The sequence below is a fragment of the Ralstonia sp. 1B3 genome, from assembly GCF_036631435.1.
This window is the reverse complement of record NZ_JAPNUG010000027.1, coordinates 14238-34795: the sequence shown is the minus strand read 5'-3', so window position 1 is coordinate 34795 and position 20558 is coordinate 14238. Positions and strand designations below refer to the sequence as shown.

The window sequence follows — 20558 nt, the reverse complement described above, 5'->3', positions numbered from 1 at the left end:
CCGAAAAAAGGCTGGAGTTTACACTGCCTGCCGGGCCGGACTGGCGTCTTTGGGTGGCAGAAGAATCACTTCACCAGAAGAATCGCAGCGGTCAATCGGCTCGCGGGCAATACGGGGCGACGTCCTTCAGCACATTGCCTGGCATTAGGCCTTTTCTGACAGGGGCCCCACCGAAACGGCGTCAGTGCCGCGCCGCTCAGTGGCCCGCCAGCATTTGTGCGATCAGGCCGACAGCGGTATCGTGTCGCCCACTACCGCACCCTCCCCGCTTTCCCGCCCATTTCCCCCGTGACCGATCACCCCACCCTCACCTGGACCGACGACCGCCCTGAAGCCAGCAGCGACGCCGTCCATACCGCCGTCTGGCGCTCCGAAGCCGGCAACCCGCCGCCCAAGCGCGTGGTCATCGCAGATGATCGGACCCCGCCGATACCGCCTACCGCCTCGCCTGCGAAGGCACCGCGTTGCTCTGGCAAGGCGATTTCCAGAACGCGCGCCAACTCCTGCAGGCCATGTCCCGCCGCATCGATCGCAAACCCGGCAAGGCGCGCAAGGAACCCACCTCGCCCATCGATGCGTTCAACCTGCATCGACAGGCGCAATCGCAGCGCGCCCGCACGCTCGGCATGCTGCTGATTCCGTTGGATGCGGATTACACGATCCCGCTGCGCCGCGCACCCGACATGCGCGAGGCCTGCACCGAGGCCTACGGCACGAGCCAGGCCGCTTCCGTCGTCTCGCTGCGCGAGCTGCTTGGTTTGATCGGCGCGCATGAGTGGCGCAAGAAGGGGGTCGAGATTCCCGCGCTCGGTGGTGAGCGCATTCACCCGCACTACGGCGTGTTCTCCCCGGTGCGCGGCGAATACATCGATCTCGTGGCGAATGCCCCGTTGCCTTCGAAAACCCTGGCGTTCGATATCGGCACGGGCACGGGTGTGCTGGCAGCGGTGCTCGCCAAACGCGGCGTGAAGCACGTCATCGGCACCGATCAGGACCCTCGCGCGCTGGCCTGTGCGCGTGACAATCTCGCGCGTCTCGGTCTGCAAGGGCAGGTCGATATCGTGGAAGCGGATCTGTTTCCCGAAGGCCGTGCGCCGCTGATCGTGTGCAACCCGCCGTGGCTGCCGGCGCGGCCCAGCTCGCCCATCGAGCGCGCCGTCTACGACCCGGATAGCCGCATGCTGCGCGGCTTCCTGGACGGCCTGGCCGCCCATCTGGAGCCGAATGGCGAAGGCTGGTTGATCCTGTCGGACTTTGCCGAGCATCTTGGCCTGCGCACGCGCGATGCCCTGCTGGCGATGATCGACGCTGCCGGCCTGCAGGTGGTGGGCCGGGAAGACATCAAGCCGAAGCACCCGAAGGCGTCCGATGAAAACGACCCGCTCTATCGTGCGCGGGTTGCCGAGATCACGTCGCTGTGGCGCCTGAAGGCGCGCCAGTAAAGCAGTGAATCAGCGCGCCATCGTCGCCAGATAGTCGAGTGCGCCCTGCCCTGCAGCGGCGCCGCTCGCAAAACACGCCGTCAGCAGATAGCCGCCCGTGGGCGCTTCCCAGTCGAGCATCTCGCCGGCGCAGAACACGCCCGGCAGACGCTCGATCATCAGCTTTGCATCCAGCGCTTCAAATGCCACGCCGCCTGCGGTGCTGATCGCCTCGTCGATGGGCCGCGTGCGTGTAAGTCGCAACGGCAACGCCTTGATGGCCTTCGCGAGTTGGGCCAGATCGGCAAACGCTTCCTTGCTCAGGCACTCGCGCAGCAAGCCGAGCTTCACGCCCGTGATATTCAGCTTGCTTTGCAGATGGCTCGACATCGAACGCGCGCCGCGCGGGCGCATCAGTTCATCCGTCACACGTTGTGCGCTCCAGCCTGGCGCAAGGTCGAGCCAAATCGTGGTGCTGCCCTCTGCGGCCAGCGCATCGCGAATGGGCGCCGACAACGCATAGACCAGGCTGCCTTCAATGCCGGTCTGCGTGACGACGAACTCGCCCTGGCGGAATTGCAGCGCCCCACCGTCGCCCGACGGCAACCCGATGGCGACCGACTTGACAGGCCGCCCCGCAAAACGCTCCTGGAAATACGCGCTCCAATCGGCGTCGAACCCGCAGTTGGCAGGCCGCAATGGCTGCACCTGCACGCCGCGCGCCTCAAGCAACGGCACCCAGGCGCCGTCGGAGCCCAGGCGCGGCCAACTGCCGCCGCCCATGGCCAGCACCACCGCATCGGCTTGCACCAGCCGCTCAACATCGGCGGTTTCAAAGCGCAGCACCTGCGCGTGGTCTGACGGTTCCGCCCACCCCACCCAGCGATGCCGCATGTGCAGCTGCACGCCCGCCTCGCGCAGCCGGTGCAGCCATGCGCGCAGCAAGGGCGCGGCCTTCATCTCGGTCGGAAAGACACGCCCCGAACTGCCGACAAACGTATCGATGCCCAGCCCATGGATCCACGCACGCAGGTCGTCGGGGCCGAAGCGGCCAATGAACGGCGCCAGCGCCTCGCGCCGCGTGCGATAGCGACCGAGAAACGCGTCGATCGGCTCTGAATGCGTGATGTTCATCCCGCCAATGCCCGCCAGCAGGAACTTGCGCCCGGCCGACGGCATGGCGTCGAACACCTCCACACGCACGCCGCTGCGCGACAGGACTTCAGCAGCCATGAGCCCGGCGGGGCCGGCGCCGATGACGGCAACGAGAGGGGCGTTGGATGTTTCGGACATGCGGGGAGGAACGGATCGAATCATGTGGGGCAGGCAAGCGGGGCGCTATTGTCACATCCTCATCGGGCCCGGGCAAACGAGGGCATGCATGACGTGGCTTGGGGTGCGCTTGCCGTCGCCCACCCCGCTTTTCGGTAAACTGGCGCCCTCTTTCCGTTTTTCTCCGCGCCGCCGCACCGATCCCACTCCGTGCGACATGTCGCCCAGGCTGTCCTGACGATGTCCAACAAGACCCACGAAATCCGCCCCAACCAGTCGATCGAACTGCTCAAGGAACTGCACATCCTGACGCGCGACGGCAAAATGAACCAGGACAGCCGCCGCAAGCTCAAGCAGGTCTATCACCTGTTCCAGTTCATCGAACCGCTGATGGCCGACGTGCAGCAAGCCAAGGGGCATGTCACGCTGGTCGACCACGGCGCAGGCAAGTCGTACCTCGGGTTCATCCTGTACGACCTGTTCTGCAAGGAGCAGCCGGGCGATGGCACCTCGCACATTTACGGCATCGAAACGCGCGAAGAACTGGTCACCAAGTCGACCGAACTTGCCGCGCGGCTCGGCTTCAAGGGGATGTCGTTCCTGAACCTGTCGGTGGCGGAGTCGATTACATCTGACCGACTGCCGGCCACGATCGACATCGTGACCGCACTGCATGCCTGCAATACCGCCACGGACGATGCGATCCGCTTCGCGCTGGAGAAAAAGGCGCAGTACATCGTGCTCGTGCCGTGCTGCCAGGCGGAGGTGGCCGGCGTGCTGCGCAAGAACAAGAGCAAGTCGCTCGGCAATGCGCTGACGGAAATCTGGCGCCACCCGCTGCACACGCGCGAATTCGGCAGCCAGGTCACCAACGTGCTGCGCTGCCTGCAGCTTGAAGCGCACGGCTATCAGGTCAGCGTGACAGAACTCGTCGGGTGGGAACACTCGATGAAGAACGAACTGATCATCGCGCAGTACAAAGACCTGCCGCGCCGCCGCCCGACCGAGCGGCTGAACGAGGTGATCAGCACGCTCGGGCTGGAGGAACTGCACGAACGGTTTTTGCGCCGACGGGCGCCTGAAGCGAGAAGAGGCAGCCGCGCACCGGACGCGCAGATGGCCGCCGTTATGCCGGGCGCCGGCCTTCGTGCTGGATCCGCTTGTCTTCGTACATCGCGACATCGGCTTCGCGCAACGCTTCTTCCAGACGCCCGCCTTCGTGGCAGGTAGCGCAGCCCATGGAAAACCCAAGCTCCGCGCCCGGATAGAACTGGTTGTTGAGTTCGACCAGCTTGCGCAGACTCTCCACCAGCGCCGCACCGGCCTGCGCGTCGGCGCCGGGCAGCAGCACGGCAAACTCGTCCCCGCCAATGCGGGCAGCGTGCGCAGGTTTGTCGATGGCCTTGCCGAGCACCTCGCCGGCGCGCCGCAGCAACGCGTCGCCTGCGGCGTGGCCGAGCTGGTCATTCACGCTCTTCAGGTCGTTCAGGTCGATCATGATGACCGTCACGGGGAACGGGCCCTTGCGCTCCAGCCGGTTGATCTCGTCCACGTAGAACGAGCGGTTCTTGAGCTTGGTCAGCACGTCGTGCTTGCCGAGATATTCGAGGTACGACTCGGCCTTCTTGCGCGCGGTGATGTCGGTCAGCGCCAGCAGCACCATGTCCCAATCCTGCTCGCGCCCCGGGAAGACCGAGAACTGCAGGTGGATGTTCAGCGGGTTGCCATCGAGCCCATAGTTGACCACCTCGCGCTGCTGGAAGAGCCGGCCGTCCCACAGGTCGATCAGCTGCTCGCGAAAGTGCGAGCGCATGTCGTCGCGAAAGACTTCCGGCAAGCGGCCCAGCAAGTCGTTGCGGTTGCGCGCCTTGAACATCTCCAGCGTGAAGCCGTTGACATCGAGCACCTGGATCTCCTGCATGCAGCGCTCGACAAACTCGGGGTGCACGTCGGTAAAGGTGCGGAAGTCGGTGATGCCCTGCATGCGCACTTCGTCCAGCAGCATCTTGATGGTGCTGAAGTTCTCGACCCATAGCGACACCGGCGCGTGCTCGAACACGCCGCGCGCGTAGAGCTGGCTGGCCGCGGCACGGCGGCGGGCGTCTTCGAGTTCGGTGATGTCGTCCACGGCCACCAGCACGCGGTCCCACCGCTGCTCGTGGTCGGGCAGAACAACGCCCTTGAGCAGGATGTCCAGACGGCGGCCGTTGAGCGTGTAATTGACGCTGCGGCTCTCGAACGACGGCTCGCCAGACCACAGCTGCACGAGTTCGCCCACGTGGGCTTCGAGCATGTCGTCGCGCAGTACGTCAGCCAGGCGCGCGGTGAGCGTTTCGGCATTCGGTGCCGCGTACATCGACAACGTACGCCGGTTCACGCGCAGCACCTTGATGCAGGCCGAACACGCCGCCACGCGTGAGACGTCTTCTTCCAGAAAGCGCTGCAGGTCGGTCACGCCGGCGGCGCGCCATTGCGCAAAGAGACGGTGCAGATCGCTGTAGTCCTCCAGCCACAATGACGTGGGGGTGACATCAAAAAGTCGATCAGGTTGACACCCACAGCCGCTGGGCTGCTGACGCTATCGGACGCGGATTGCATGAATCGCTCTACGGAAGACAGAAAACACTTTGCAACCTTGCGAGCGTACCGGTTTTGTGTAAAACCGCGCGCAGCACAAGCCTCATCCGGAAGGATTACCCCCAGGCAGGCGATACCGGCTCTGCTGCTGCGGCGCAATACCCAGTTGAATACCCGGAAAGTTCCCGAGCGCGATTTTTGAATCCCGCGCCGTATTCAGTTTTGTTTTATCGGACGTTGTAAAAATATCCGCCGCGATTTTTAAGATAGTTTCATGAACCGCCAAACGCATTTCATTTTTTCAACGCGCTTTGCAGAAGTCACCCAGCATCCGCGGAGGCGCCCGCAGTCTAGCCGCTGCGCATACCAAAAACTGCAAATTCGGCGCCCGATTCTCTCGCACGTGATTTAAAACTTCGTCTCGATTCGCGGGCCGTTTCCTCCAGAATCCGTGCATCCCGTGCGCGGGCTGTGATTTGCACCGCGCAAGAAGCGGGTAATTCCTTGTCCCGATTCTGCGGCCTGCCCCCCACTTTTCTTTTGAGCCCTGGGCCGCCGATTCGTTTCCACCTCAGGAGAAATGCAATGCGGGATTCGACAACCTTCCGTCGTACGGCCACGACACGCACCGGACGCGCGCACAGCGCCCGGACACGTCGCTCGTTCAAGCTGGCACTCGTGGCGCAGGCCGCGGCAGCGCTGATTCTGGCCGCGTGCGGCGGCGGCGGAGATGACGCGCTCACCCCGTCCGGCGGCAAGCTGGACGCCAACGGCTCGCAGCAGCAGGGCAATACCAATACCGGCAACACCAATGCGCCGGCACCGGCGGTCGACGCATCTGTGCCCCCGGTTGAACTGCCGGACTACATCAAGCCCGTCAATTACAAGCTGTGGTTCCGCCCGAGCGCAGACCTGAACAGCTTCTCGGGCCGCGCCGACGTGGAGATCAAGGTCACCAAGCAGACCGGCGCCGTGACGCTGGCCGTGCGCGACCTGAAGCTCGACGCCTCGCGCCTGACGCTCACGCCCACTTCGGGCAACGGCGCATCGCGCGTGCTCGTGCCGATTCCGCAATCGCAAGGGGCCTTCTATGACCTGCGCGACCCGACCGGAGACATCAAGCCCGGCAACTACGTGCTCCACATGGAATGGACGGGCACGATCAACTTCACGAAGGCCGAGGGCATCTTCAAGCTGGGCCTGCAGGCCGCAACGGGTGAGAGCTCCGACGCCATCGTCACGCAGGGCGAATCGAACTTCGCCCGCGAGTGGTTCCCAAGCTGGGATGAGCCGGCCTTCCGCAACACCTTCGAAGTGACGGCGGAAATTCCGGGCGACTGGAAGGCCGTGGCCAACGGCAGGCAGACGAGCGCCACCAAGCTGCCGGACGGCTATCAGCAGGTGTCGTTTGCCAAGACACCGTCGATGCCGGCGTACCTGCTGTTCTTCGGCGGCGGCAAGTTCGACATCCTGGAAGACCAGTTCACCAACCCGCTCGATGGCAGCAGCATGCGCTTGCGCTGGTGGGTGCCGCCCGGCGAGGCGCACTCTGCGGTGGCCGGCATGCAGTTCACGAAGGAAGCGCTGAACCACTACTACAACTACTTCCAGATCCCGCTGCCGTTCGACAAGATGGACACCATCGTCGCCAACGACAGCTACGACAACAAGAATGCCGGCTTTGGCGGCATGGAGAACTGGGGCGCCATCTTCGAATTTGCCGACCAGGTGCTGGTGCCGCCCGATGGCGCACCGACGACGGTCCACTCGATGGGCAAGGCGCGCTCGTTCGTCGTGGTGTCGCACGAACTGGCACACCAATGGTTTGGCGATCTGGTCACGCTGGATTGGTGGGATGACATCTGGCTGAACGAATCCTTCGCCAACTGGTTCGAGAACGTCACCAAGATCGCGCTGCACCCCGAGTTCCAGGGCAACACGTGGGCCGACTATGCGGCCGTCAAGCAGCGCGTCTACACCTTGGACCTGCAGCCGACCGCTGTACCGGTGCAGCACAACCTGAGCGATGCCGGCTCGATGGACTTCCTCGACCGCTTTGCCTACAACAAGGGCGGCCATGTCCTGCAGATGCTCGAGAACTACGTCGGCAAGGACGCCATGCGCAAGGGGCTGCAGAGCTACCTGAACAAGTACAAGTTCGGCAATGGCACGCCACCGCGCCTGTGGGCAGAGCTGGAAGCCGCCAGCGGCAAGCCCGTCGGCAAGGTCGGCGACAGCTTTGTGCGCCAGACCGGCGTGCCGCTCGTCAGCATCGACGCGCAGTGCAACCCGGCCACCAACCAGAACGTGCTGACGATCACGCAGAAGGCGTTCCCGAACAAGAACGTCTATTCCGGCTATCAATGGAATATTCCGCTCACGATCGCCTACGGCGATGGGCTGGCGCAGACGCAGACGGTGGTGCTGGACCAGCAGACCGCGCAGGTCACGCTGCCGACGTGCTCGGCCGTGCTGGCGAACCCGACCGGCCTGGACTACTACGTGACCAACTACAGCCCGACGCTGTGGAGCGCACTGCTGGCGCAGGCCGGTTCCATCAGCAATAAGGCGACGACGACCAACATCGCCGGCGATGCGACGCAGCTGTACAACGCACAGATCATCGACAAGGCGCTGTATGACCAGATTGTCGGCATCCAGAACATGCAGCCGGCCGTCGCAACGCTGCGTGCCCAGGCTGTGACGCCGACGGGCTCGTTGCGTCCGCAAGCGGTGCAGCTGCAGCAGATGCAGAACATGGATCGCCCGATCCACAAGTTCCGCTACGAAGGCCTCATGAAGCATCTGACCGACATCAAGCGGTAAGCACCAAAGCAAGCGGGCCGCGTCTCACGATGCGGCCCGCTGCAAGGGTGGCTCCTGATTTCCGGCGGACATGGTCCGCCGTTTTTCATGTGCGCATCACACGATGCTCAACCGGTGCGATGCAGGAACGTCGCCTGAACCACCTCGGTCATCCAGATGGCGCTGTCTCCGGTCTGGCCATGCTCCAGCACCTTGACGGCGCTTTCGAACAGCACGCCGGCCAGCGCATCGGAAGCGACGATCTCGATGCGCACGCGCGGCACAAACTCCGTCAGGTCTTCCTTGATGGAATGCGCGCCACTCTGTGAGGCCGTTGGCGGATAGGCATTCACCTCGCCCACCGTCATGCCGGGAAAACCTGGGCAACTGCGCAGCGCTTCATGCATGCGTTCCAGCAGTTGCGGGCGCACTACGATGCGGATTTCCTTCATGCCTTCGACTCCTCATCAAACCATTTGTACAGCGTGGGCAGCATCACCAGCGTCAGCAGCGTGCAGGTCAGCAGACCGCCGATCACAACGATGGCCAGCGGCCGTTGCACTTCCGAACCCGGCCCCGTGGCAAACAGGAACGGGATCAGGCCCAGCATGGCCACCGTGGCCGTCATCATCACGGGACGGAAGCGCATGCGCGCACCCAGCCGCACGGATTCTTCCACCGACATGCCTTGCTCGCGCAGACTGCGGATCGTGCTGACCAGTACCACGCCGTTGAGCACGGCGATGCCCCATAGCGCCACGAAGCCGACCGATGCCGGCACGGAAAGGTACTCACCCGTGACGAACAGGCCGATGATCCCGCCCACCGAGGCAAACGGCAGCACCAGGATGATCAGCGTGGCATAGCGCACGGAGTTGAACAGCAGGAAGAGCAGGAAGAAGATGGCCGCCACCGTGATCGGCACGATCACCTTCAGGTGGCCCATGGCGCGTTCCATGTTCTGGAACTGGCCGCCCCACTCCAGGTAATAGCCCTCGGGCAGCTTGACCTTCTGCGCGACGGCCGCCTGCAGCTCGGCCACGAAGCCGCCCAAGTCGCGGTCGCGCACGTTCACGCCCACCACTACGCGTCGCTTGCCCAGCTCGCGGCTGATCTGCGCGGGGCCGTCGGTCACATCGATGCGGGCGATGCTTTCCATCGGCACCTGTGCGCCATTGGGGGCAGCCACGATGAGGTTGCGGATGGCCTCCACGCTGCCGCGATATGCGTCCGGCAGGCGCACCACCGCGCTGAAGCGGCGCTCGCCCTCGAAGATCTCCGTGGCTTCCTTGCCGCCGATGGCGGTCTCGATCACGTTGTGCACATCGGCCGCGTTCAGCCCATGACGCGCGATGGCCTGGCGGTCGATCGCGATCTGCAGATACTGCTGACCGGTGATCCGCTCCACGCGCATGTCCTGCGCACCCTGGATGCCCTGGGCCACCTTGGCAATCGCCTCGGCCTTCTCGCGCAGCGTGTTCAGGTCGTCGCCGAACACCTTGATGGCCACGTCGGAGCGCACGCCGGTCACCATCTCGTCCACGCGATCGGAAATCGGCTGCGCCATGACGATCTGCACGCCGGGCAGCACCTGCAGCGCCTTGCGCATCGCCTCGGCAATGTCGTCCTGGTTCCAGCCCTTGGGCCACTCATCGCGCGGCAGGTGAGACGATCGGCGTCGATTCGTTCTGGCCCTGCGGGTCGGCCGGAGACTCGCCGCGGCCCACGCCGGAGACGGCCGACTTCACGCCCGGCACCTGCATCACCAGGCGCATGGCTTCCATCTCCATGCGGATCGACTCTTCCAGCGAGATGTTCGGCGCGCGGTTGATGCCGGGCACCACCGAGCCTTCCTTCATCTCGGGGATGAACGCCGTGCCCAGGAACGGCATCAGCGCACCGGTGGCCAGAAACACGGCCACGGCCACGATGACGGTCTTGCGGCCGTTGTTCAGGCTCAACTCCAGCAAGCGCAGATACGGCTTCTTCATCTTGCGGATCAGCCACGTGTCATGCGCGTCGTGCTCGGCGTGGGGGTCGTCGCTGTGCTCACCTTCCACGTGCTTGTGCACCTTGGGCTTGAGCAGATACGACGACAACACCGGCGTCAGCGTGAGCGACAGCACCAGCGAGAAGAACAGCGCAATCGCAATCGTGAAGGCCAGCGGCGCAAACATCTTGCCTTCCATGCCCTCCAGCGTCATCAGCGGCAGGAACACCAGGATGATGATGCCCACGCCGAAGATCACGGGCGTCGCCACTTCCGTCACGGCATGGAGGATCACGCGCGCGCGGCTCTCGTTCGGATCGCGCGGCTTGGCGAGGTGCGCAAAGGCGTTTTCCACCACGACCACCGAGCCATCGACCATCAAGCCGATGGCGATCGCCAACCCGCCCAACGACATCAGATTGGCCGAGATGCCAAGCTTGTTCATCGCCATGAACGTCAACAGCGGCGTGAGGATCAGCGTGCCGACCACGATGAGCGATGAACGGATATCGCCGAGGAACAGCAGCAGCACGATCACCACCAGCACCACGCCTTCGGCCAGCACCTTGATGACAGTCTGCAAGGCCGAATCCACCAGCTCCGAACGCTCGTAGTACGGCACGATCTTCAGGCCGTCGGGCAGCATGCCGTCATTGTTGATGGCCTTCACGCGATCCTGGATGCGGGCGACGACTTCCTTCGCGTTCCCGCCGCGCATCATCATCACGACGCCGCCGACGGATTCCGTCACGCCGTTCTTGACCACCGCCCCCGCGCGCACCGCCGTGCCGATCTTCACATCGGCCACATCGCGAATCGTGAGCGGCGTACCGTTGACCTCCTTGAGCACGATGGCGCCAATGTCGTTGGTGTCGCGCACCAAACCCACGCCGCGGATCAGGTACTGCTCCGCAAAGTGCGGCAGCACGCCGCCGCCGGAGTTGGCGTTGTTGGCGGCCAGCGCCTCGAACACCTGCTTGACCGTCACGTTGTGATGGCGCAGGCGTTCCGGGTTGACGAGCACCTGGTACTGCTTCTCGTAACCGCCCTGCGAGTTGATCTCGGCCACGCCCGGAATGGAGCGCAACAGCGGCCGCACCGCCCAGTCCTGCGCAATGCGGCGCTGGGTGAGTTCCTCCACCGAAAGCTCCTTGTCGCCGTCATCCGGTTTGTCGAGCGTGTACTGATACACCTCGCCCAGGCCCGTCGATACGGGGCCGAGCACCGGCGTCACGCCCGTCGGCATGCGCGACTGCACCTCGATCAGCCGCTCCATCACGAGCTGGCGCGCGAAGTACACATCGGTCTCGTCGGTAAAGACGAGCGTGATGAGCGACAGGCCCGGCTTGTTGAGCGAGCGCATCTCGGTCAGCGCCGGCAGGCCGGTCATCGCCATTTCCACCGGCACGGTCACAAAGCGCTCCACCTCTTCCGGCGAGCGGCCCGGCGCCTCTGTGGCGATCTGCACCTGCACGTTGGTCACGTCCGGAAACGCGTCGAGCGACAGCTTGCGTGCGGCATCCAACCCGAAGAACAGCAGCACGGCGGCGATCACCGCCACCACGAGCCGTTGCTTGAGCGCGCCGCGAATCAATGCGTCGATCATGCGCCCTCCATCTCGGCGCGCTTGCGCTCGTTGTTCAGATGGAAACCGCCCTCGACGACGATGGGCTGCCCGGCCTGCACGCCGGAAACCACGGGGCGCACGCCGTTCGATTCATCGCCGAGCTTGACTGGCGTGAGCCGGTAGTTCGTCTCGCTGGCACGCACGAACACGTAGTCGCGGTTGTCTTCACGTACCACGGCGGAGGTCGGCACCACCACACGTTCTTCCGGCCGCGACTGGATGAGCAGCGTGGCCAGCATCGACGGCTTGAGCGCGCGCTCTGCGTTGTCCACTTCGGTGCGCACCGTGACCGTCCGCGTTGCGGGTCGACAATGTCCGACACCCAGATCAGCTTGCCGACAATGCGGTCACCCGCGCCTGTGTCAATCTCCACGGCCTGACCTGCGCGCACGCCGGCAGCGGCGTTTTCCGGCACTTCACCCACCACCCACACGCGCGACAGATCGGCCACGGTAAAGAGCTCGTCGGCCGGCTGCACGACCTGGCCGCGTGTCACCTTGCGCTCCACCACCGTGCCGCTGATGCTCGCCACCACGGGCGAGATCGACGACATGCCGCCCGTGCGCATCTTCGCCAACGTGCCGGGCGACACGCCCATCACGCGCAGTTGGTCGACGGCCGCGCGCACTTCGGCATCGGCCATCGCCAGTTCGCTCTGACGCTTCTGGAGTTCGGCCGAGCCGATCACGTCGGCAGCCAGCAGCAGCTTGGCCCGTTCCAGCGCGCGCGCCTGCAGGTCGCGCTGCGCGGCGGCCTTCTGGTAGGCGAGTTGCGCGGCGCCAAGCTCGGTGCTGTGCAGCTGCGCGAGGATGTCGCCTGCCTTGACGCTCTGCCCCGGCGTGGCGACCAGCTCCGTCACACGCCCCGTAACGGTGGCACCAATGCGCGCCACGCGCTGCTCGTCAAACGCAATCTGCCCCGGCACGCGCAGGCGCTCGGCAATCGGCTGCTTGCCCACCGGCGCCACTTTCAGGCGCTGCGCCAGCGTGGGCTGTGCAACCACGAGGTTCGGGTCGACGGCCTGTTGCGCGGCCTTGGCATCGTTGGCGGCATCTTTGCCGCAGGCGCCCAGCAACAGCATCGCCGCCAGGGCAACGCCGGCCAGCCGGATCGAAGAAGAGAAGAAGAAGGTACGGTCATGGTCTGGCTGGATTCGAGAGTTCGGGAGGCAACGCGATGGCTGGGGCGTTTCATGGGGCCTCCGGGCGCAGGCGGTCGAGTTCAACGGCGGCGGTGCGCAGGTCTGCGCGTGCGGCAATCAAGTCATTGCGTGCCTGGCGGAAGACGCGCTGGGCATCGAGGTAGTCGAGAATCCCGCGCTCGCCGTGGCGGTATGCGGCTTCGGCCACGCGCAGCGCCGATTCGGCCTGCTTGATGACGCCAGATTCGAGCGCACTGACTTGCGACTCCGCAATCTCGTATTGCCGATACGCCGATTCCACTGCCTGGCGCGTGCGCAACTCGCGGTCGCGCAACAGGGCGCGGGCGCGTTCGCGGGCGGCCACGGCTTCACCGACGGGACCATCGCGGCGGTCGAACAGCGGAATCGACATCACCAGGCCCACGCGGCTGTCCTGCAGATCGGGCTGGCGGTCGACCGACCCGCGCAACGCCAGCGACGGCCAACGCTGGCTGCGCTCGTGCGCGAGACGCGCTTCGGCCTCGCGCACGGCGGCGCGATCGGCTTCCAGCTCCGGATGCGTGGCGAGCACCGTATTGACCAGATCCGCCAGCGGCGGCAGATGCGCGACGGACGGCGTCTCCGCACCGGCATCGACGTCGAACGTGAGCGGCAGATCGGCGCCCACGGCACGGCGCAGTTCAGCCAGCGCCTGCTGCACACGCAGTGCGGCGGCCTGCTCGTTGCGCTGCGCGTTGAGCAGTTCCGCGTCGCCACGAATGAGTTCGTAGCGCGGGGCCTCGCCGGTTTCCACGCGCACGGCCACGCCACGGCGGATCTGCTCGACCAGCGTCACGTCTTCGCGCGCGTTGCGCTGCTCGGCCTCGCGGCGCACCACGTCGTAAAAGCGCAGCTTGAGGTCGGCTTCCACATCGCGTGCCTGCGACCGGGCGGTCGCCTGCGACGCTTCGTACGCGGCATCGGCTGCCTGCGTACGGGCGGCGCGCTGCCACGGCAATCGAGCTTTTGCGTGATCGACACGCTATTGGTGCGGCCTTCCGCCGCACCCGGCATGCGAGCACGCTGGCGGCCGGCCATGGCTTCCACCTCGGGGTTGGGCCACGCGCGCGCGGTGGTGATGCCCGCCTGCGCCGCCTGCACCTGCGCCTGTGAAGCGGCGAGCGCCGGGTGGTTGGCGCGGGCCAGTTCCAGCAACTGCTGCAAGGTGTAGCGCGGCTGCGGGAGCACCTCGTCGGCGCGGGCGGTGGCGGTCTGGGCACCACGCGGTGAGGGCACCGGCGGCGCTGCATTGGCATGGACGGCCATCGCGGTCAGCACAGCGGAAAGAACAGCACGCCGCGACACGCGCGCGCCTGCTGCGGGGCGCGGGGTGGCCGCATCCTGATTGGACAACATCCGAAATCATCCTGAAAAAGAAGGCAGGCGCGAACGCCCAGCCGGTCAACGGGCCGGTTGGCGGAGCACTAGCAACTCAAGGGGATGGTTTCCGGCAAATGCCGGAGATCAGGCGCGTGCGGGCGGACGCAGCATGGGGGCCGGCGTGGGGCCAGCCTGGAACGGAGGAAGGGACACACGGACGCGCGCGACACGCAGGCCGGGCGTCAACACCATGGGAGGCGGCGGCAGCCAGAGTTCCGGCGCGTCGCTGGGGTGATCGGGGGCGGCGGCGCTGGTCGTGGGCGCATCAGGCGCATCGGGAGCGTGCGCAACCCAATGTTCGACGCCGAAGCACTGGCCGGGCTGCTTGACCGCCTTGCCGAGCGCGATCTTGATGGCGCGCTCAAAACCCTTGCTGGGCTTGGCAACGGGCAGGGCATCGCCGGGCATGTCGTCGACCACAGCTTCGATGGCTTCCAGCGCGTCGTCCGCAGCCTGGCCATCGGGAAAATGCGTGGCCGAGAACACCGACACCGTAAACAACAGGCACCAGATCGTGACGATCCACCGCACGCCGCGCACGCGCGACAGCACGCCCCGCGCGGTGGCGCGAGACAACGTCGGCAAGGCGGAGGAAAGATTCGTCACAAACATGGGCCCCGAATACTATCGGAAAAATGCTGCATCTGCACAAAGCGTCCGGCAGATCGCGCGAATGTCAATCGGAATCGACCTGATTTTTCCGAATCCGTTCCATTTCGGGCCAATGCGCGCGCACCCAGTCGTCCAAGCCGACGAGCGTGCGGTTGAGCGATTCACCGAGCGGGCTGAGACGGTATTCGACGTGCGGCGGCACGCTGTCGTAAATGGTGCGCAGGATGAGGCCGTTGGCTTCCAGCTCGCGCAGCGTCTGCGTGAGCATTTTTTGCGAGATGCCGTCGCCCACGCGCCGCAGCAGTTCGTTGTTGCGCACGGGGCCGTTTTCCAGCGCCGGGAAGATGCGCAGCGCCCATTTGCCGGCCACCAGTTCGAGTGCCCGCGTGGAGGGGCAGGCGCCGACGGCGCCTTCAGCGGGACTTTGCGGCGTTGAAGATGCAGACGGAGCCAGGTTGTCGGCCATGGGGCCTCCGGAACACGATTGGGATACGCGTGACCGTACCGCCAATCGTGCCGCCCTGCAACGCGCCCCGTCAGTCGAGCTGGCCCTGGCAGACGTACTTGGTGTGGAGATAGTCGTCCAGCCCGTGAACGGAGCCTTCCCGGCCGTAGCCGGATTCCTTCACGCCGCCAAACGGTGCAGCCTCGGCGGCCAGCGCACCTTCATTGATGCCGACAATGCCGGTCTCCAGCGCTTCGGCCACGCGCCAGATGCGACGCACGTTCTGGCTGTAAAAGTAGGCAGCCAGCCCAAACGGCGTGTCGTTGGCAGCGGCAACCACCTCGTCTTCGGTGGTGAAGCGCGTGAGCGGCGCGACGGGGCCGAAGGTTTCTTCGCAGGCGCAAGCCATGGTGGCATCGGCGTCGATCAGCACGGTGGGTGCGTAGTAGTTGGCGCCGAGCTGGGTCAGGCGTGCACCACCCGTCAAAACCTTGGCGCCCTTGGCGACGGCGTCCTGCACGTGCCGGTCGATCTTCTCAACCGCACGCGCGTTGATCATCGGGCCGATCTGCGAAGCCGGGTCGGTGGCCGGCCCGACCTTGAGTGCAGCCACGCGTGCGGCCAACTTGGCGGCAAACGCATCGTGCACCGCGTCGTGCACGAACACGCGGTTCGGGCTCACGCAGGTCTGCCCGCCGTTGCGGAACTTCGCTGCCATGAAGCCATCGACGGCGGCGTCGATGTCCGCATCGTCGAACACGACAAACGGGGCATTGCCGCCGAGTTCGAGCGACAGCTTCTTCAGCGTGTCGGCGCTGCGGCGCGCCACCGACCGGCGTCGAGCCCGTGAACGTGATCTTGCGCACGCGGCCATCGTCCAGCCAAACGTCCACCACCTCCGGCGTCCGCTCGCGCGAGGCGGTCACGATATTCAGCACGCCTGGCGGCACGCCGGCTTCCTGTGCCAGGCGCACGAGGGCGAGCGATGTCAGCGGCGTGTCTTCGGCGGGCTTGCAGACAACGGTGCAGCCCACCGCGAGCGCCGGTGCGATCTTGCGCGCGATCATCGCCGCCGGGAAGTTCCACGGCGTGATGGCCGCCACCACGCCCACCGGCTCCTTCAGCGCAAACATGCGCCGGCCCGGCACGGGCGCGGGTATGACCTCGCCGTTCATGCGCGTGGCTTGTTCGCCAAACCATTCGATGTAGCTCGCGGCGTAGGCCACCTCGCCCTTGCCTTCGGCCAGCGGCTTGCCCTGCTCGAGCGAGATCAGCTTGCCAAGGTCGTCCTGATGCGCCAGCACGAGATCGTTCCAGCGTTTGATGATCTGCGCGCGCTGTTTGGCGGGCACCTTGCGCCACGTCGGGAAGGCGGCATGCGCGGCGTCCAGCGCGGCGCGTGCCTCGTCCGCACCGGAATCAGGCACGCGCGTGATGAGGTTGCCGGTGGCGGGGTCTGTCACGTCAAGCAGCGGGCCGGCTGCGCTCAGCCATTCGCCGGAAATGTAGTTTGCGCTGCGGATCAGGTCCGCACGATTGAGTGAGAGAGACATGGTGTTCTGTTCCACAGCAAATGAAATTCAGGCACCTGCAACGTGCGCGGCAATCGCCTCGCCCACCTGCGTGGTGTTGGCAGTGCCGCCCAGATCCGGCGTGCGCGGGCCATCTTTGAGCACGGCTTCGATGGCCGCGACGATGGCGTCGTGCGCCGCACGCCCCGCGCCCTGCCCTTGCGTCAGGAAATCCAGCATCAACGCGCCCGACCAGATCATCGCAATCGGGTTAGCGATGTTCTTGCCGTAGATGTCCGGCGCCGAGCCGTGCACCGGCTCAAACAGCGACAGGAACGTGCGATCGGGGTTCAGGTTGGCCGAAGGCGCCAGGCCGATCGTTCCGGTCGTCGCAGGGCCGAGATCGGACAGGATGTCGCCGAACAGATTGGTGGCGGCCACCACGTCGAAGCGGCCCGGCTGCAGCACGAAGCGCGCGGTCAGGATGTCGATGTGCTGCTTGTCGAGCGTGACGTCGGGATAGTGTTGCGCGACTTCCTCGGCGCGCTTGTCCCACCACGGCATGCTGATGGCGATGCCGTTGCTCTTGGTGGCGAGCGTCACGTGCTTGCGCGGGCGGCTTTGTGCAAGGTCAAACGCGAACTTGAGCAGCCGCTCTGCACCCTTGCGCGAGTAGACCGATTCCTGGATGACGATTTCGCGATCGGTGCCTTCATACATGATGCCGCCGAGCGATGTGTATTCGCCCTCGGTGTTCTCGCGCACGACGTAGTAATCGATGTCGCCGGGCTTGCGGTTGGCGAGCGGGCACGGCACGCCCTCAAACAAACGCACGGGGCGAAGGTTGATGTATTGATCGAACTCGCGGCGGAATTTGAGCAGCGAGCCCCACAGCGAGACGTGATCGGGCACCGTGGCTGGCCAGCCGACCGCGCCAAAGAAAATCGCGTCCATGCCCTTGAGCTGCGCCTTCCAGTCGTCGGGCATCATCTGGCCATGCTGCTGGTAGTAGTCGCAGCTGGCCCAATCGATGGTGTGGCACTCAAGCTCGAAGCCAAAGCGCTCGGCCGCCGCCTGGATGACGCGCAGGCCTTCGGGCATGACCTCCTTGCCGATGCCGTCTCCTGGAATGATCGCGATGCGAAATGCGGGAATCATGTCGTTCCTTTTTTCTCTGTTAGATGGAGACCGCCGCGGCATGGGTCACCGTGCGGTCCCGCTCGTCAAGCCAGCCCTGACGCAATTCAGGCACCGAGTTGGCAAGTTGTTCGTAGTACGGATGGTGGGGGCCGCGATCGAAATCGGCACGCGCCACCTGCGTGAGCTTGCGGCCGTGCTGCATGACGACAATCTCGTCGCACACCGCCCGCACCGTATGCAGATCGTGGCTGATGAAGAGGTACGACACGCCCAGATCGCGCCGCAGGTCGGCCATGAGGTTGAGCACCGCTGCGCCTACCACCGTGTCGAGCGCGGAAGTCACTTCGTCGCACAGGATCAGATCCGGCTCGGCGGCCAGGGCACGCGCCAGGTTCACGCGCTGCTTCTGTCCGCCCGAGAGACCGCCCGGCAGCCGTTGGGCCACGCTGTGCGGCAGGCGGACAAGATCCAGCAGCTCGCGAATCCGCCGCTGCAACGCTTCGCCCTTCAGCCCCTTATAGAACTGCAGCGGCCGCGCCAGAATGCGCTCGATGGTGTGCGACGGGTTGAGCGCCGTGTCGGCCATCTGGAAGACGATCTGGATGCGGCGCAACGCGTCGTGTGACCGTTTTGCCAGCAAGGGTTCGAGCGCCTTCCCGCGGAACGTCATGCTGCCCTCGCACGGCGCAATCAACCCCGCAATGGCACGCGCCAGCGTGGTCTTGCCCGAGCCCGATTCACCGATCACGCCAATGGCCTGCCCGCGATAGAGCTTGAAGCTGATGTCGTCGAGGATGCGCGTGGCGGGCTGGCCCTTGGCGTCCACCGCCCCGTAGCCGGCACCCAACCCCTGCACATCGAGCAGCAATTCGCCCTCGCCCAGGCAGTGCTCTGCCGGGCGCGCCTTTGGCCGTGCCGCGGCCAGCAGGCTCTTGGTGTAGTCGTGATCCGGCGTGGCGAGAATGTGCGCGGTGGGGTTGATCTCCTGCATCTGGCCGCCGCGCAGCACCAGGATGTGATCGGCCATCTGCGCCACCACGGCCAGGTCGTGGCTCACGTAGACGGCGGTGGCGCGGCGCTCGCGCACCACGCGGCGGAACGCACGCAGCACTTCGATCTGCGTGGTCACGTCCAGCGCGGTGGTGGGCTCGTCCAGGATCACCAGATCCGGGTCGATGATGAGCGCCATGGCGGCCATGAGCCGCTGCAGCTGCCCGCCCGACACCTGGTGCGGATACCGCTCGCCAATGGTTTCGGGATTGGGCAGCGCCAGTTCGCGGAACAGTTCGACGGCCTTGGCCTCTGCTTGCGCGCGCGACATCGTGCCGTGAATGCGCGCAGGCTCCACCACCTGGTCCAGGATCGTGCGCGACGGGTTGAACGACGCGGCTGCACTCTGCGCGATGTACGCCACGGTGCGTCCGCGCAACGCGCGTTGCTCTGCGGGCGGCAGGTGCAGCACATCGATTTCGCCAATGCGGACGCTGCCCGATGCGATCTCGCAGCCGCGCCGCGCATAGCCCATCAGTGCGAGCGCGGTGGTGGTCTTGCCGGAACCCGACTCGCCGATCAGCGCCAGCACTTCGCCGGGTTGGATGGCAAAGCTGAGGTTGTCTACGAGGGTCTGTTCGCCTGCGGTAATGCGCAGGCCTTCTACGACGACGGACGCACCCATGTTCAACGCCCTCCGCGTTCGCGGGCCCCGGAACGACCCCGGCCCGGCAGGTTATCGATGACGATGTTGACGGCGATCGTCAGGCTTGCAATGGCCAGCGCCGGCACGATGACGGAGGCGCCCGCATCCGGCAGCGCACCGATGTTCTCGCGCACCAGCGAGCCCCAGTCGGCCGACGGTGGCTGAATGCCGAGGCCCAGGAAGCTCAGGCTTGCCAACAGCAGCACGACGTACACAAAGCGCAGCCCCAGATCGGCCAGCATGGGCCCGAGGATGTTCGGCAGAATCTCGCGCAGCATGATGTACAGCGTGCCCTCGCCGCGCGTGCGCGCCACGGTCACGTAGTCGAGCGCGTTGATGTTGACCGCCAGCGAGCGTGCGATGCGATACGCCCCCGGCACGTAGATGATCGCTGCAGTCAGCACGAGCATCGTCACCGAAGAACCGAAGCCCGCCACCATCAGCAGCGCGAACATCTTGCTCGGGATGGCGGTGAGCGTATCGAGCACGCGGCTCAACGTGGCGTCGACGAGCCCGCCCATGGCCGCGGCAAACAGCGCCAGCACCGTGCCCGTGCCGCTGGCCAGTACGGTGGCAACAAGCGCTACGCCCACCGTGTAGCGCGCACCTTCCACCACGCGGACGAACATGTCGCGGCCCAGATAATCGGTGCCGAACCAGTGGGCCGCGCTCATGGGCCCGAAGACATCGCCGTTGCCGTCACCACTGGTGATCAGGTGCGCGGGCAGCAGCGCAGGGCCGACCAGCGCCGCGAGCAGCCAGAAAACCAGCACAGCCAGGCCGATGAGGCCCGTGACACCGAAGCTGCTCAGCAGGCGCCGTATGGGGTGGCGCGGTGCCGGTGGCGCGGGTGGCGTGCCGGCCGGCAACGTGGGAGAAGTTGGCGTGGTTTCCATCGTCAG

10 protein-coding genes and 6 pseudogenes are annotated in these 20558 nt (G+C 65.5%); 3 read left to right on the top strand and 13 right to left on the bottom strand.

Features of this window, described 5'->3' with window-relative positions; all coding sequences use genetic code 11:
* Window positions 1-288 precede the first annotated feature (288 nt).
* Window positions 289-1442 (top strand): annotated as a pseudogene (locus OWR21_RS07690) (methyltransferase).
* 9 nt (window positions 1443-1451) lie between these two features.
* On the opposite strand, the gene OWR21_RS07685 reads toward OWR21_RS07690, so the two are convergent.
* Window positions 1452-2714, bottom strand: a complete 1263-nt coding sequence (locus OWR21_RS07685; protein ID WP_332394921.1) for a TIGR03862 family flavoprotein — start codon at window positions 2712-2714, stop codon at window positions 1452-1454.
* Between the two features lie 219 nt (window positions 2715-2933).
* Here OWR21_RS07685 and OWR21_RS07680 point away from each other — a divergent pair.
* Window positions 2934-3833 (top strand): annotated as a pseudogene (locus OWR21_RS07680) (class I SAM-dependent methyltransferase); the annotation flags it as partial.
* Here the strand turns inward: OWR21_RS07680 and OWR21_RS07675 are convergent.
* Window positions 3820-5208 (bottom strand): sensor domain-containing diguanylate cyclase, encoded by a 1389-nt coding sequence (locus tag OWR21_RS07675; protein ID WP_332394920.1) that lies wholly within the window; start codon window positions 5206-5208, stop codon window positions 3820-3822. The pseudogene OWR21_RS07680 and the gene OWR21_RS07675 overlap by 14 nt on opposite strands.
* A 165-nt stretch (window positions 5209-5373) precedes the next feature.
* Window positions 5374-5556, bottom strand: coding sequence for a hypothetical protein (locus tag OWR21_RS07670; RefSeq protein ID WP_332394919.1), 183 nt, complete (start codon window positions 5554-5556; stop codon window positions 5374-5376).
* A 299-nt stretch (window positions 5557-5855) separates the two neighbouring features.
* Here OWR21_RS07670 and OWR21_RS07665 point away from each other — a divergent pair, with 299 nt between their 5' ends.
* On the top strand, window positions 5856-8096 hold the full coding sequence (locus OWR21_RS07665; RefSeq protein ID WP_147215306.1) for a M1 family metallopeptidase: 2241 nt from the start codon (window positions 5856-5858) through the stop codon (window positions 8094-8096).
* A gap of 107 nt (window positions 8097-8203) precedes the next feature.
* Here OWR21_RS07665 and OWR21_RS07660 read toward each other — a convergent pair whose 3' ends face one another.
* From OWR21_RS07660 to OWR21_RS07615, 10 genes and pseudogenes are all read right to left on the bottom strand, one after another.
* Window positions 8204-8527, bottom strand: a complete 324-nt coding sequence (locus OWR21_RS07660) for a P-II family nitrogen regulator (RefSeq protein WP_147215307.1) — start codon at window positions 8525-8527, stop codon at window positions 8204-8206.
* Window positions 8524-11671 (bottom strand): annotated as a pseudogene (locus tag OWR21_RS07655) (efflux RND transporter permease subunit). The gene OWR21_RS07660 and the pseudogene OWR21_RS07655 overlap by 4 nt, the downstream one beginning before the upstream one ends.
* Window positions 11668-12886, bottom strand: a pseudogene (locus OWR21_RS07650) (efflux RND transporter periplasmic adaptor subunit). The pseudogenes OWR21_RS07655 and OWR21_RS07650 overlap by 4 nt, the downstream one beginning before the upstream one ends.
* A pseudogene (locus tag OWR21_RS07645) lies at window positions 12883-14228 on the bottom strand (TolC family protein). Before OWR21_RS07645 ends, OWR21_RS07650 begins: the two co-directional pseudogenes overlap by 4 nt.
* A gap of 108 nt (window positions 14229-14336) precedes the next feature.
* Window positions 14337-14864: a hypothetical protein gene (locus OWR21_RS07640; RefSeq protein WP_332394918.1), complete on the bottom strand. Its 528-nt coding sequence runs from the start codon at window positions 14862-14864 to the stop codon at window positions 14337-14339.
* Between the two features lie 64 nt (window positions 14865-14928).
* Entirely contained in the window at window positions 14929-15330 is a 402-nt protein-coding gene (locus tag OWR21_RS07635) for a winged helix-turn-helix transcriptional regulator (protein ID WP_316874513.1), read from the bottom strand.
* Between the two features lie 70 nt (window positions 15331-15400).
* Window positions 15401-16862 (bottom strand): annotated as a pseudogene (locus OWR21_RS07630) (NAD-dependent succinate-semialdehyde dehydrogenase).
* 27 nt (window positions 16863-16889) lie between these two features.
* Window positions 16890-17978, bottom strand: a complete 1089-nt coding sequence (locus OWR21_RS07625; RefSeq protein WP_332394917.1) for a tartrate dehydrogenase — start codon at window positions 17976-17978, stop codon at window positions 16890-16892.
* A gap of 19 nt (window positions 17979-17997) precedes the next feature.
* Window positions 17998-19635, bottom strand: coding sequence for an ABC transporter ATP-binding protein (locus OWR21_RS07620; protein ID WP_316900982.1), 1638 nt, complete (start codon window positions 19633-19635; stop codon window positions 17998-18000).
* Between the two features lie 2 nt (window positions 19636-19637).
* The gene (locus tag OWR21_RS07615; protein WP_147215510.1) at window positions 19638-20552 is read right to left on the bottom strand and encodes an ABC transporter permease; all 915 of its coding nucleotides are present in this window, start codon (window positions 20550-20552) and stop codon (window positions 19638-19640) included.
* Window positions 20553-20558 lie beyond the last annotated feature (6 nt).

Excerpts from the sequence above, each read along its gene's own strand:
- OWR21_RS07685 (WP_332394921.1), bottom strand. The coding sequence starts at position 2,714 with ATGTCCGAAACATCCAACGCCCCTCTCGTTGCCGTCATCGGCGCCGGC.
- OWR21_RS07665 (WP_147215306.1), top strand. The coding sequence starts at position 5,856 with ATGCGGGATTCGACAACCTTCCGTCGTACGGCCACGACACGCACCGGA.
- OWR21_RS07660 (WP_147215307.1), bottom strand. The coding sequence starts at position 8,527 with ATGAAGGAAATCCGCATCGTAGTGCGCCCGCAACTGCTGGAACGCATG.
- OWR21_RS07640 (WP_332394918.1), bottom strand. The coding sequence starts at position 14,864 with ATGTTTGTGACGAATCTTTCCTCCGCCTTGCCGACGTTGTCTCGCGCC.
- OWR21_RS07635 (WP_316874513.1), bottom strand. The coding sequence starts at position 15,330 with ATGGCCGACAACCTGGCTCCGTCTGCATCTTCAACGCCGCAAAGTCCC.
- OWR21_RS07625 (WP_332394917.1), bottom strand. The coding sequence starts at position 17,978 with ATGATTCCCGCATTTCGCATCGCGATCATTCCAGGAGACGGCATCGGC.
- OWR21_RS07620 (WP_316900982.1), bottom strand. The coding sequence starts at position 19,635 with ATGGGTGCGTCCGTCGTCGTAGAAGGCCTGCGCATTACCGCAGGCGAA.
- OWR21_RS07615 (WP_147215510.1), bottom strand. The coding sequence starts at position 20,552 with ATGGAAACCACGCCAACTTCTCCCACGTTGCCGGCCGGCACGCCACCC.